Below are 13,699 nucleotides of genomic sequence, written 5' to 3'. Positions count from 1 at the left end.
TCTTGCAGATTAAAATTTAATGTTGAAACCAAAGCCGAAACTAGCTGTTTGCGGCATTGAATAATCTTCAAATGCTCCTGCCATGTTGTTGTTACCCTGACTGGCTTCCGGATCGAGGTCAGGCAATTGTGCCCAGATCAGAATGTTTCTGGCAAATGCGTTCACAGAAAGTTCAATCGAACGTTTTTGAAGAATTTTGTAGTTGACAGCCACTTCACGCAGTTTGATGAAAGAGTTGTCATATACAGAAGATTCGTCGATGTCGTTCAGACGGCTGTAATATACCTGTTGTGCGTTTGCACCTGTGATGGCGATATCGTTTTTAGTTCCGTCAGTTTTGTATCCGTCGAAGATGATGGTACCTTCACGGTTTTCCGTTCTCTTGCTGACACCGTAGTAATCTGCCAGTCCGGTTGTTCTACTATACATCTGACCACCCTGTTTCCAATCAAGCACTGCGCTGATAGTACACTTCCATAAGCGTAATGTGGTGTTGAAACCCATCAGGAAGTCCGGAGAAACCTTACCGATAACCTGTGCTTCACCAGCGATAGGTAAACCGTTTTCGTCTACCAGACGATTACCGTTTGCATCTCTCTTGAAACCTACACCATAGATGACAGGGAATTTCTCACCTGCTGAAGCGCGTACCTGCGGAGTAACGTAACCACCCAGAGAGATATTCTCTACACCCGGTGCCAGTTCATCTACGTAGTTGTCGATCTTTGTCCAGTTGAATGCAAAATCCCAGTTGATATTCTTCGTCCGGATTGGGGTGAAGCCAAGAGTGAATTCGTGCGTGTTGGTATGAATCTTACCACCGTTGGTAAGCAGTTTGCTGGCACCGGTAGAAGAAGCCAAAGGCACTTCAAAAATCTGGTCTTTAACGTTCTGGCGTGAGTATGTATAACTGAATGTGATTAAGTTATCGAGGAAGTTCACGTCAGCACCCACTTCATACGAACGTGTGTTCTGTGGTTTCAGTTTCGGGTCGAAAATCGTTGAGTACGGAGTATAGGCGGTAGTGCCTTTCATCGGGTACATGATCGGAGTCAACATATAGAATCCACCTCCATAAACCGGAGTCGAGTAATAGTTTTCGAGGAAATCCCCTGCTTGTCCTACTTCCGCGTAAGATACTCTTAATTTGGCGTGATTAACCACATTGTTTTTCAATGCATCCAGTTCCGTCAGGATAAAACCGGCCGAAATAGAAGGATAGAAGAACGAGCGGTTGTTGCGTGGCATATTAGATACGTAGTCCTGACGTCCGGTGAGGGTCAGATAAAGCATATTTCTGTAAGAAGCCGATATGTTACCGAAGAATCCTACTGTACGGTTTTTCCATGTCTCTTCCTCCGTCTGTTGAGTAGTGGCGTTGTTGATGTGGTTCCATCCCGGGAAGTTGTAGTTCGTACCATATTCATAATACTTCTTTCTGTTGCTTTGGATAATTTCGTTACCCACTACCGCATTCAGTCCCCAGTCTTCATTGATGTGCCAGTCGTAGTTGATGGTCAGTAATGAGTTGTATGTAGCGTTCGTCCAGCCGTAGTTCTCGATCTGTCCGCGACCGCCACCGGTGTTACTACCGTATCCGTAGCTATCTACGTAATGAGTGGTGTAAGCATCCACACCAACCATGTATTTAGCGTTCAACTTGTGGTTCGTTGTGCCGAAATCAGTCTGATAGCTTGCATATACATTTCCGAAGAAACGGTTGGTATCTTCCGTAAATTTGTTGTTCTCCATCGCCCAGTAAGCGTTGTCAAAACTGCCACGGAAAGAATTTTGTGCGTACAGGTTGCCGTCTACATGGCTTGGAATCCCGGCCAGATCATAACTGGGAGGGGCTGCGTAAACCGTTCTCAACAGACCATTACCGGAAGTCACCGCTTTATCGATGGAAGTGGTGATGTAGTTAGCTGTAAATCCGGAGCTCCAGTTATTAGTCAGTTTGGTGTCCGCACTTACCTTTACATTATATCTATCCATGCCAGTGCTTGAGATAATACCATCTTGATGTGTATTTCCCAATGAGATAGAGTAGGAGCTTTTATCGAGCATCTGTGCTACATTCAGTGAGTTACTCCAGGTAATTCCTGTGTCGAAGAAATCCTTGGCATTGTCGTATGCCTGTGGAGTGACCCATGGATCAAGACCAGCTGCTGCACGTTGGGGAACATAATATTTTCCTTGATGTACACCATACTCTTTGGCATAGTCACTATTTGCATTACTACCACCATACGTTGCGTCGTTGGGAAGTTCGGAAATCTTAGGTCCCCAAGATGTTCCCGAAGTGGCACTGAATACTCCCCCCGAACCTTGTGCATATGTTTTCTGGAACTCCGGCAGACGACCGACTACATCGAAGCTGACATTGGAAGAGAAGCTAACCTGCGGTTTGCCTTTTTCCAGTCCTTTACCGCTTTTGGTCGTGATGATAATCACACCATTGGAAGCGCGGATACCATAAAGCGCAGAAGCAGCCTGACCTTTCAAAATGTTGATACTTTCAATATCATTAGGGTCGATATCCACTGCACGGTTGGCGAAGTCCGCTCCGCTCACACTACCATTGTTCTGAATGTCTGTGCTAACGTCAGGAGTACTGGTCACCGGCATTCCGTCAATAACGTAAAGCGGAGTGTTGTCACCCGAGAAAGAACGTGCACCACGGATGGTGATCTGTGAAGAAGCTCCCGGCATACCACTTGAAGGTTTAACGTCCAGACCTGACACTTTACCTTGCAATGCTCCCGCCAGATTAGAGTTGGCAGCTTGCGTCAGTTGATCTGATTTTACGTCCTGAACGGCGTAACCCAGTGCTTTTTTCTCGCGCGAGATACCCATGGCTGTCACTACAACCTCATCCAGTGCTTTCGCGTCGCTTTTTAATACAACATTTATCACTCCCGGTTTGATGGAAACGTCCTGCGAAATCATTCCTACATAAGAAACGCGCAAAGTTTTAGCAGAACTTGGTACATTCGTGATTGTAAACTTACCGTCAATATCAGTGATAGTACCAAGGGTAGTGCCATTCACCAATATTGAAGCACCTACGACAGGTTGCCCATCTTCTTCAGAGGTAACCAAACCGGTAACTCTGGATGTTTGCGCTGTCACCAGACCTATACCTATAAAAAGGAAGGTCATTAAGAACATCAATTTTCTTTTCATAAATTCTCTCTTAAATTTAACCTATAAACAGATTTTTTGTCTCTAACAGGTTGCAAAGATAACACGAATTATGACAAATCGAAAAAAGTGTTACGTATTTAACTAAAAAATATCGTTTTGAAAGCAAGAACTTTCTAAAAACTGATAGGTTAAAACAAAACGTTTCCAATTTAGCATCTTTTAAAAGATGATTTCTATCAGAAAGAAAGCATCAAAATCAGGCTTTTCAAGGAAAAGTGAACATTATTACCTCCTAAACGGTATCTTTTTATCATTTTACACCTTCAAAAAGGTTAAAGAACTATTAACAATGATAAAGGCAGAAACTTCTACATACCAAGTTCTGCTAAGACTTATTGATCTTTTTTTCTCCCTTTCCTCGTGCTTTTTTTCTCCTATCTTATTGTTTTTCAATGTTTTTGTTTCGGATTTTAAAAAATAACCTATTCTTCCGTTTCTTTTATTGAAACTTCCTTTATCAATTCTCATTTATTTAGTAATCTTTGCTTCTCATTGATTTTTGAGATGGGATTAATATTCTACCCAAATTTTGAATGAATTTCCCGGTGTTTTTCTTCATTTAAGCATTTTTAATGTTCGTGTTTTGAAGGCATGAGTTAAACGTTATAATCTGATAGTGATTGAAATTATAAGTGATAGTAAAGGAGAATATGAAGCACTGCAAGTATAAGTTGTCTGACACCCGGGTCTCATGATGTCTGACACCCGGGTGTCAGACAACCTAGTTCTACTAACTAAAATAAGTGTAAAGCCATACTATTTAATTTGCATTAGAACAAATCAAATTTACGTTTCTACAAAAACGGGATTTTCAATTGCTGTTATTTTATTCCGCCACAATTACTTCGATGTCATAACCTATGAAAAGTCCACTCTCTATAACACCGGTGATTGCCTTCAGTTGTTCTTCGAGCGAAGAGTCGATGTAGTTGAAACGGGTGTCGAGGATAAAGTTGCCGTTTTCTGTAAAGATAGGCCCGTCTTTGCCATGAGCAGGGCGGAGGACAATCTCCGAGGCACCCAGTCGTTGCAACTCGTGCTCTACATAAGTCAGCGAGTCCGGAAAGACCTCTACCGGAATGGGGAATTTGCTTCCCAACTGATTGACACGCTTGCTGGGATCGATGATGATGAACGTTTTGCGGCTGCTTCTAATCAGCAGTTTCTCTTTGAACATCGCTCCGCCACGTCCCTTAATCAAGTTCTGTTGCGGATCTACTTCGTCCGCTCCGTCGAATGTCCAGTCGGGGCGTTTGTTCCAGAGGGTAGTTTGGGGGATGCCTAGCTGTATGCAGGTCATTGAGATTTCTAGCGAGGCGGGAATCACTTCGATATGCAAGTGCTCTTCACGAATTCGTCGTGAGAGTTCGAACAGAGTCAGGTAGACTGTAGAGCCAGAGCCGGCTCCTATCACATCCCCGTCTTTTGCCGTGGCGGCAATTTCGCGGGCTACGTGTTCTTTTGCCTCCCGGTTGATGATGGAGTCCGACCATTGCAGGTGTTTTATCAGGTGATTTTCCCAATCCATAAGTTTACGTTCTAAATCGTTTTCGTTTTAAGTTCCTCTTTCCTATATAACGAATTTGTGAATCTGTTTGTTTGTTCGTTCATTGGTTCATTTGTTCATTCGTCTGTTGGTTCATTCGTCTGTTCGTTTCAATTTCAGGTGATTCGATTGTTTAAATAGTTAATAAACGGTTCGTTAATTTTTAACTTTGTTGCGTTAAACGTTAACGAATCTCTGCTTTTTATTAAACCGTGTTATAAGTTCGGCTGCTTTGGCCTGAAAATTTGGAGATGACCGAAAAGTCCGTATCTTTGTACTGTGTTTTTCATAGTATTAGATTTAAGGTTAACAAAGATTGGCTGTCTGGGATAGATAGCCTTTTTTTTTGTCCCCACCTTTCCTTACAGAATCAGCCAGATTGCAATGATATGTCCGATGCTGCCTCCCAGGCAAAACAAATGGAAAGTGGCATGCATATACGGTTTGCGCAATGAATAAAAGACAGCTCCCACGATGTACGAAACTCCTCCGCCGATCAGCCACCAGAAAGCGGTAGTGGCTCCCATTTCTCCCAGATGATCCAGCAAAGGCTTCATGGCCACTAATATGCACGCACCCATACCCACATAACAGGCCGTTTCGAGGTTGCTGTGTTCTTTCAGCTTTTTGAAGCTAAGAACGAAACCGGCGATAGCCGACAGCCAGACGAAAGCGAAAATTCCCCATCCCCATCCTCCGGCATGCCGCAGGACAAGTAGCGTGAAAGGAGTGTAGGTGCCCGCGATGTGCAGGTAGATAGCTCCGTGATCGAATTTGCGGAGCAACTCTTTCAGTTTGCCCGGACGGCTGCCGTGATACCACGTAGAACTGATATAAGAGGAAAGCATTCCCGCCAGATAGACGGATACACAAGCAACTGCCCACTGCGGTTCCATATTCTCGGAAGCCTTTTCCAATAGGAAATATCCGGCCACGATTCCAAGCAGGATACCTGCTCCGTGACTAAGGGTATTTGCCCATTCTTCTATATTATTGTATCGTTTGTTCTTCAATGTTCCTTTTTTTGAATGGTTAAGTCACAAAAAATGTTGAGTCGCAAAGATACTTTATTTTCCGTAAAGCGTTTCCCTCCTTATTCTTTTTTTAAAATGATTTTTCCTCCATATTGTCCTGCCACTTGCTTGCGGAAATCAATGAATGCCGCATATTCATCCGGACTGTAAACCCCTTTGCACATAAACAATCGGTGAGTGATGTAGATTTCCTTATCTTTCACCTGAATATCGGAATGGAAACTGCCGAACTTGCTTTTCACGTCAAGCGGTTTCGGAAGTCCTTCGATTACATATCCTTCCGGCAGTTGGATGCGGATGCTGTCGGCATCTGTGTATCCGTAGTTGATGTAAATGGGATAGGTGCGCTTCGTCACAGGAGGAACACTGAATTCTTTTCGGAACACATTGGCGGGGATAAACAGACGGTTGCCCGTTTTATGCCCGTATTGATTGCTGGTGGCAGTGTAGTCGAAGGTGATAGACGGATTGGCCTCCTTGCACTCGCTGATTTGCAGGTTCTGAATATCGGCTTGGGATAAGTTGATGCTTGAACGGATGCGGTCTTTTTGTTTGTTGGGCTCCAGATAGACGATGCCTGCTTCATTCTCATATTGAAAAATCCGGGAGATTTCGTTCACCTCTATCCGTGCCTCGGCTGTGGGGGAGAGGGTGATGTTGGCAACGATGTGCTGTGTGTTCAGCGAGTCGGGATAGGTGGGCAGGCGATACATCTGGCCGCCGGTCGGTTCGATGAGTAAGGCGTCGTGTCCCGCAATGTCTTGGTGGACATAGCCGAAGGGAAGCGATGGATTTGTACATTCCAGCCAGAGCGTATCTTGGGGAAGCGGAACTTGCAGGATGACGTGATTCATCTGGTTGGCACTGGAGAAGTCTGGTAGCAAACGCTCGTTGGTGGTGCTGATGACTGTATAAGTGGAAGCAATTCCCAACTCTTTCAGCATGGCGCGGGTGTAATTGGACAATCCTTTACAGTCGCCGAATCCTGTGCGACAAACATCGGTGGCGGCAATGGGCTGTAAGCCTCCGATACCTAGTTGGATGCTCACGTAACGGGTGGTTTTGGCCAGATAATCGTAGATTGCTTTCACCTTGTCCCGGTCGGTAGTGCAGCTGGCTGTCAGTTCGTGCAGCTTGGCGCGGAAAGGTTCGGTGAGCAGGTCGCGTCCGTCGAGCAGTTGGTATTGCCATTCTCCGTACTTTTGCCAGCTGCTCATATCGCCTTCCGACTTGTCGTACTTGAAAGCGGAGGGAGCAAAGTAGACACGTGGAAATAGCTCGGCGAAATCCGGACCGAAAGGTTCTTTGATGATGGGAGAGAGCTTGGAAGCGGTGGCTTCGATCACTTGCTGCCCGTCGGCTCCGGTGGACTCCTTCACTTCGATTCCTTTTCCCTGCGTGTTCAGTTCGCGGTATCTGCATCCTTGTCCTGCGGGCAGCTCGATCCGGTAAGTCGCTTTCTCCACTCCCTGGTTAAATTCTGCCTGCGGGACAAAAGGGAGATAGCCGATCAGTCCGTTGTTGCATTTCATTTCCCATTCGTATTTCACTGTGAAAGGGAAAGAAGGATAATTACATTCGTAATAATAAAAATAATCGTCCGTGGTAAGCGAAGAGCTGTATTCACTTTTCTGTAGTTCGGATTTCTTTATCTTACGTACACTTTGTCCGGTGGCATTGAGGATTTCTCCGGAGAATTTCTGCAAAGAACGGAACATGTCACATCCGCAGAAGAAACGGGCTGCCTCCAATCCTTTACGGTTGAGGACGCTGATTGTCAGGCTTTCTTTTTCTATGGATTGAGTCATGGATTTGCAGAGAACCTCTGTGCGTGCTTCCACGATGATGGAATTGGCATCCTTGAGAATATCCTGTGCACATGCCGGCTGTATGTGCAGACTTAGGTAAAGAATGGCACAGGACAGACCGAATGCCCGGCATATCCTTTGTTTCAGGATGGGGTGGCTGGAACGAATCATTTTATAAATAGGTAAAGTTTATATTTTCTTGAGTACTAAAATCTCGTTGTTTTTCTCGGCAATCATTTCCCAGAACGCTTTCACTCCTTTGTATTCGTCGATGAGATGAAGTAGTTTGTTGAAAGCGAATGAGTAAGTGACGGTGATTGTGTTATTTTTTTGCTGGATGTTGTATCGGCAGAATCCTTGCCTGTCTTCCGTTTGCAGATTCATCGACTGTGGCAGTTCGTCTACGGCATATCCTTCGGGAAGTGTCAGGTTGACCACCAGCATGAGCTGTTCGGTGTAAGGCATTTCCAGTGGCAGTCGTCGTTCTACCTGGGTAAACGGACACTTGCTGACATGCATGAAAATCAATGGGTTGACGTAAATCAGATGATCGTTTACGGTTGCCTGCTTCTCAAACTCGAAACTTTCCGTCACTTTGGGTGAGAAGATGTTCACTCCTTCCGTAGTGAACTTGGTTATCTTGATGTTTTCTTCCGTTTCCAGTTTGTTGATAAACTCCGTGCTGTCTTTGGCTGCATGGTAACGGCTGCGGAAACCGGAGGCATATTGTCCGACGTAGCCCGATTGGCGGTTGCCGGTGATCTTTCCGTCAGGATGAATTTGAGCTTTGACGGATGAACGTATCTGGTTTTTCCCGAGCCTGCTCAAGTCTATCCAGTTGTCTTGGCCTATGCCATTGATGAGGCGTGCGCGGTTTACCATCAATACCGGTGGCAGGATATTCATGAATCCGTTGGTCACGGAACCGTCGAGGAACACAAAAGTGCTGTCGGTGTCGGCTATGCCGACAATAAAGGTATTGAGCTTCTGGATAGAAGGATGGCTAAGGGGAAGGATTCCCAGGTTTTTACGACTCATGACTACCGGATAACAGGGAATTTGAGCGTCACGCAACATACTCATTAACGCAAAGTTGATATCCGCATTGCTTCCTGTGCCGTTTTTGACAGCCTTTTTCACTTCGCTGCCGTAGAGGGCGTATTGCCCGTTCCACGAAATTTTGCTTTTGAGGAACGTGTAGATGGCCGCAATCTTATCCTGTCGGTCGGAGAGCTTGTCGAGAGCCAGTGACGTCATTTCGTCCCGGTACGGGTTGCGCATTTTGAGTGGCGAACCGAAATCTTCGTCCTCCATCAGCATTTTGTCAATTTCCGTCCAGGTGTGCGTAAATGATTTGTAGAGTGCTCCGGGGAAGCTGATCCCCCGCAGTTCGAAGTTGACGCCGCTCCTGTAATCGTCTGCACACCATACGTAGCTGTCCGGGCGGAGAGCGGGTAATTGTTTGCCGGTGAAACTTAGATGGCGTCCCGTACAATCGATTTTTTCGATCTGCCCATTCTGATATTGCAGGTGGAAAGATATGCTTTCCGACTGATCTTTCGGATTTAAGGTATGTGATCCTCTCATGTCGAGGTTGAATTCGAAATATTCCGGAATCGTGATGTCGTATTGTGCCAGGAGTACGGGGATATCTCTTTGAGCTTCCCAATGGTTGATGCTGTAATAAAAGTCGGAATTGATCTGATATTTGTATTCGAATACGGTTCCTTCGCGGACGGCAGGTATCGAAAATTTGACCTGTTCATAAGTTTTGTTGAGTCGCTCATTGAAAATCAGGTCACGTTTCATTTTGGTACGCACTATTTTCCCATTTTCCATATTGTAGGCCGAGGCGTCAATCTGACCGACATTCTCCTTCATGATTCCACTGTTCGCGTTGGAGTAAAATGGAATGTTGATGTCGGCATAAGACGTACCTTCGGATTTGAGTATCTTGATTTTTGTTTCGTATGTGTACACAAGCCGGAATTCGTTGTTAATCAGGTCGTAGCGGGCGGTATTCTTTGAATAGAGCACTACGGCTGTGGCGGCTGTGTCCGGGGCATACGCAGTCATGTTCAGCTCTTCCTCCGATGGTTTGCCGTATTTTAGGCTGGGGGTGATGGTGTTTGTGTCTGTTTGCTGGGCAGAGCTTTGCCACCCCAGTAGTAAGAAAACGAAGGTTAACAGTGTTTTCATCATGATTTTGGAGTTTTTAAGTTGTGATGATTCTATAGTTTCTTGAGCACGATGAGTGCGTTGTTTTTCTCGATCACTTTGGTCCATAGTTCCTGCAGTTGTTTGTATTGTTCGGTGAGGAATATAGGTTCTTTCAAGTAGAAAATATAATTAAGTGAGATTGTATTTCTCTGTCTCTGAATCATATATTTGCACTGCAAGCCGTCTCCTTGTGTCCGGATGACTTGTGGTTGGGGCGTTTCTTCCACTTCGTATCCTTCGGGGAGAGTCAGTGTAGTCAGCATTGTAAACTTGTACGGATAGGGAAATTCGATAGGAAGCACTCGTTCCGTCTGGATAAAAGGATTGCTTTTTAGTTGCGGAAAGAGCATCGGGTTAATATAGAGGTGGCTGTCCGTCTGGTCGGTTTGCAGGACGAAGTCGAATTTTTCTTCTATCAGTGCCCAGTCATTTTCCTGCTTTTTCACTTTCAGGTTGGTGACGGTGAGTTTGTTTTTCTGGCTGGCATTGCTTTCGGGGGTCGAAACGATACTGTCTTGTTTGTGCTTCTCGTTTGCCTGATATTCTACGGCTTCCTGTCCGTAGAGAATGGTGCTGCGATGTCCTTTCACTTGGTTTCCTTCCATGTGGGCCTCAATCTTCATAAAACTTTTGTTGTCGGCAAGAGCCATTACGTTCACCCATTTCTTTTCTTTTTTCACTTTCGGGGAGAGGATACGCGCTTTGTTTACAGACAGTTCGAGTGGAAGTATATTGAGAGCGGGCACGTCCATGGAGCCGTCTAAAAAGACGTATTTCTGTTTGTTTATGTCGTAGACGGCGACAATGAACGTATTCAGTTTTTGCAGGGAAGGGAAGTTGTAAGGCAGCATGCCCGACGAACGCCGGCTCAAAACTACCGGATAGGCTTCCAGCCCGAAGTCTTTCAGGATGCTGATAAGGATGAAATTCAGGTCGGCGTTGCTACCGTTTCCTTTGGGAATCACTTTTTCGAGTTCCTTGCTGTAGAGCTGATAGCGTCCGTTCCATGCCATTTTCTTTTTGAGTATCTGGAAGGCGCAGATAATTTTCTCTTCGAAACTCATTTCGCTGTTGTATGCCTGTTTCGTTTCCGGACGAAACGGGTTGGTGAAGGAAAGGTATTTGCCGAACTGTGTATTTTCCGGTTTCAACAGTTGGTTGTCTACATCTTCCCATTTCTGGCTGTATGGCTTGTATTCGTTGGGGGTGAATTGCGTGCCTTGCAGGTCGAAACTCACTTGCACCTTGTAGTCTTCCGGACACCAGCAGTAGGGCTCGTCCTGACGGATGGCGGGAAGGTTGCGTGAGGTAAAGGTGGTTTCCTGTGCCGAAACAATGAAGTCTTTGCTGACTCCCGCACTACCCCCCTCACGTTCCGTGGCATGGATGGAGGAGTCTCTTTGCTTCACTTGTATGTAGTCCTTTCCCCGCAATTCGATGTTATAGATGAACACATGAGGGATAGTGATCTTATACTGGTTGTAGAGCATCGGGAGTTCTTCCTGCATCATCCAGTTGTCGATGTGTGAAAAATAGTCGGAGTAGAGTTTGTAGTGATATTCGATGACAGTGCCTTCTTTGACAGCAGGCAGAGAGAATTTTAGCATTTTATACAGGTTGTTGATCCGCTCGAAAGAGATGGATTCCCGCTTCATGGACGTTTTTATACATTTCCCGTTTTCCATATTGTAGGAGCAGCCTTCTATGTCGCTGGCTCTTTCCTGTCCTTCGTCCCTATCGGTGGGAGAGTAGTAGGGAACGGATACGTCGGCGTATGACACTCCTTGCGGTTTCAGGATTTTGATGCGTACCCAATGCTCGGTAGTCAGTTGAAAACCGTCGTGGTAGACGAAGTCACTTTGTCCCTGATGGAAAAGATAAATAGCCGTGGCGGTGGTGTCGGGGGCATAGGAGGTGAGAGATAGTTCTTCTTTGGAAGGTTTTCCGTACTTTAGATTGGGCTCTATGGTGGCTGTTGTGGCTTGTTGCGAGTGGACAGGCGACAGAAATTGTAACAGAAATGCGCAGAGAATAAATAGTTTTTTCATAATTGTGTTTTTGTAGTATGCTCACAAAGATAAAAAAAATAGAGAAAGGCGATACACCTTTCTCTATTTTAATTTTGTTTTATGTATAAAATATATTATACCAAATGTCCGATCCATTCTTCGCGGTCGCCGGGGAGAAGGTCGATAACGGGAACTTCTACCATCGTGTAGCATCCCGGTTGTTGCTTCATGGAAGCGCGTGCCACGCATACCAGTACTTGTGCGGTCAGTGCGGGGTTGTTGATACGCATATTAAATTCGAACAACTGGTTCTGTGTTTTGCCTGATACACCTTTGCGAGTCAGATTTACACCATGACCCATGTCCAGCAGGGCGTCTACACTCGGAACGAGTTTTACGTGTGTTTCATCGTTCACGAAGTAAGGATCTGCTTTGATGGCAGCGGCTACTTCTTCGAATTTATATCCGTCTTTCAGTTCGATGTATACCATGCGGCGGTGGATTCCCGTGCCGGTCGGAATGGTCATGGAAAGGGCAGCTTTCACTCCGTCAACCGCTTTTACGGCTACTGTGTGTCCCATACTCATACCGGGACCGAAGTTGGTGTAGGTGATGCCTTTCGGAGCAATTGCTTCCAGCATGGTGCGTACGATGGAATCGCTTCCCGGATCCCATCCGGCAGAGATGATCGATACGGCTTTATGTTCTTTGGCGGTAGCATTCAGGGTACGGCGCAGGTCTACGATACCGGTGTGGATATCGAAACTGTCTACCGTGTTAATTCCCATCGCCAGATATTCTTTTGCATATTTCTCTACGCTGCGGGTCGGCGTGCAAAGAATAGCTACGTCTACTTCTCCCAGCTCTTTTATGTCCTTCACTACTGCGTAGTTTGCCAACTCTTCCGGTTTGTTCTCTGCTCCTGCACGACGAACGACTCCGGCTATTTCGAAATCAGGTGCCGCCTGAAGCGCTTCAAGTACATAATGTCCAATGTTGCCATAACCAACGATGGCAGCTCTTACTTTTTTCATTCTTTTCTTGGTTTTAATGAACAAATTTCTTTCTTTTGCTTGCAAAAGTAAACAAATTACTACTAACTTTGGTTCATCTGCTTTAATATTTTATTTTTTTTCACTAGCAGGCGATATCGGTCCGCATGAAAGCAAATCAGGGTGTGATGTGCTACATTGAAAAAACTCTGTGGCCTCTGTGTCCTCTGTGGTGAAATTGTTTTATCTTTGTCCCTGTTATGATAGAATATAATTAGATATGATAGAATATATTAGGGGCGAACTTGCCGAACTAAGTCCGGCAACCGCGGTGATTGACTGTAACGGGGTGGGATATGCCGCCAATATATCTTTGAATACCTATTCGGCTATTCAAGGAAAGAAAAGCTGTAAGCTATATATTTACGAGGCGATTCGTGAAGATGCGTATGTGCTCTACGGATTTGCCGAGAAACAGGAGCGGGAGATTTTCCTATTATTGATTTCCGTCTCCGGAATCGGGGGGAACACGGCACGTATGATTCTTTCGGCTCTCTCGCCTGCTGAACTGGTGAACGTTATCAGCACCGAAAATGCGAACATGCTGAAAACGGTGAAAGGCATCGGGCTGAAGACTGCGCAACGCGTGATTGTCGACCTGAAAGATAAGATAAAAACAATGGGAGGGGTTGCTGCCGGAGGGGCTTCCGCAGGTCTGTTGTTGCAACCTGCCAATGCGGAAGTGCAGGAAGAGGCGGTGTCTGCATTGACGATGTTGGGGTTTGCTGCTGCACCTTCACAGAAGGTGGTATTGGCTATCTTGAAGGAGGAGCCGGATGCTCCGGTAGAAAAGGTTATCAAACTGGCATTGAAACGTTTGTAG

Annotated in this window: 8 protein-coding genes; 1 reads left to right on the top strand and 7 read right to left on the bottom strand. The window is 45.6% G+C overall.

Annotation, left to right across the window (positions count from 1 at the left end; translation table 11 throughout):
- Positions 1 to 9: 9 nt before the first annotated feature.
- The 7 genes from AB3G73_RS10880 to AB3G73_RS10850 form a co-directional block, all read right to left on the bottom strand.
- The gene (locus AB3G73_RS10880; protein ID WP_322020766.1) at positions 10 to 3,186 is read right to left on the bottom strand and encodes a SusC/RagA family TonB-linked outer membrane protein; all 3,177 of its coding nucleotides are present in this window, start codon (positions 3,184 to 3,186) and stop codon (positions 10 to 12) included.
- An 847-nt stretch (positions 3,187 to 4,033) separates the two neighbouring features.
- A complete protein-coding gene (gene rpiA, locus AB3G73_RS10875; RefSeq protein WP_148365107.1) occupies positions 4,034 to 4,735 on the bottom strand; it encodes a ribose 5-phosphate isomerase A in 702 nt (233 codons plus the stop codon).
- Between the two features lie 380 nt (positions 4,736 to 5,115).
- Entirely contained in the window at positions 5,116 to 5,766 is a 651-nt protein-coding gene (locus AB3G73_RS10870; RefSeq protein ID WP_367744848.1) for a hemolysin III family protein, read from the bottom strand.
- Between the two features lie 80 nt (positions 5,767 to 5,846).
- Positions 5,847 to 7,766 carry a transglutaminase domain-containing protein gene (locus tag AB3G73_RS10865; RefSeq protein WP_195650515.1) on the bottom strand — a complete coding sequence of 640 codons (1,920 nt, stop codon included), beginning with the start codon at positions 7,764 to 7,766 and terminating at the stop codon, positions 5,847 to 5,849.
- An 18-nt stretch (positions 7,767 to 7,784) separates the two neighbouring features.
- A complete protein-coding gene (locus AB3G73_RS10860) occupies positions 7,785 to 9,797 on the bottom strand; it encodes a DUF3857 domain-containing protein (RefSeq protein WP_195650516.1) in 2,013 nt (670 codons plus the stop codon).
- Positions 9,798 to 9,826: 29 nt separating this feature from the next.
- Positions 9,827 to 11,863: a DUF3857 domain-containing protein gene (locus AB3G73_RS10855; protein WP_367744846.1), complete on the bottom strand. Its 2,037-nt coding sequence runs from the start codon at positions 11,861 to 11,863 to the stop codon at positions 9,827 to 9,829.
- 95 nt (positions 11,864 to 11,958) lie between these two features.
- Complete coding sequence (locus AB3G73_RS10850) at positions 11,959 to 12,858, bottom strand: diaminopimelate dehydrogenase (RefSeq protein ID WP_074558786.1); 900 nt, start codon at positions 12,856 to 12,858, stop codon at positions 11,959 to 11,961.
- A 238-nt stretch (positions 12,859 to 13,096) separates the two neighbouring features.
- Between AB3G73_RS10850 and ruvA the strand changes: the two genes are divergently transcribed.
- Positions 13,097 to 13,699 (top strand): Holliday junction branch migration protein RuvA, encoded by a 603-nt coding sequence (ruvA, locus tag AB3G73_RS10845; protein WP_148365104.1) that lies wholly within the window; start codon positions 13,097 to 13,099, stop codon positions 13,697 to 13,699.

The organism is Bacteroides sp. L008 (genome assembly GCF_040812255.1).
In the GTDB taxonomy this organism is placed as follows: Bacteria; Bacteroidota; Bacteroidia; order Bacteroidales; family Bacteroidaceae; genus Bacteroides; species Bacteroides vicugnae.
The sequence above is the reverse complement of the archived record's forward strand: the minus strand, read 5'-3'. Positions and strand labels throughout refer to the sequence as shown.

Excerpts from the sequence above, each read along its gene's own strand:
- AB3G73_RS10855 (WP_367744846.1), bottom strand. The coding sequence starts at position 11,863 with ATGAAAAAACTATTTATTCTCTGCGCATTTCTGTTACAATTTCTGTCG.
- AB3G73_RS10865 (WP_195650515.1), bottom strand. The coding sequence starts at position 7,766 with ATGATTCGTTCCAGCCACCCCATCCTGAAACAAAGGATATGCCGGGCA.
- AB3G73_RS10850 (WP_074558786.1), bottom strand. The coding sequence starts at position 12,858 with ATGAAAAAAGTAAGAGCTGCCATCGTTGGTTATGGCAACATTGGACAT.
- ruvA (WP_148365104.1), top strand. The coding sequence starts at position 13,097 with ATGATAGAATATATTAGGGGCGAACTTGCCGAACTAAGTCCGGCAACC.
- rpiA (WP_148365107.1), bottom strand. The coding sequence starts at position 4,735 with ATGGATTGGGAAAATCACCTGATAAAACACCTGCAATGGTCGGACTCC.
- AB3G73_RS10880 (WP_322020766.1), bottom strand. The coding sequence starts at position 3,186 with ATGAAAAGAAAATTGATGTTCTTAATGACCTTCCTTTTTATAGGTATA.
- AB3G73_RS10860 (WP_195650516.1), bottom strand. The coding sequence starts at position 9,797 with ATGATGAAAACACTGTTAACCTTCGTTTTCTTACTACTGGGGTGGCAA.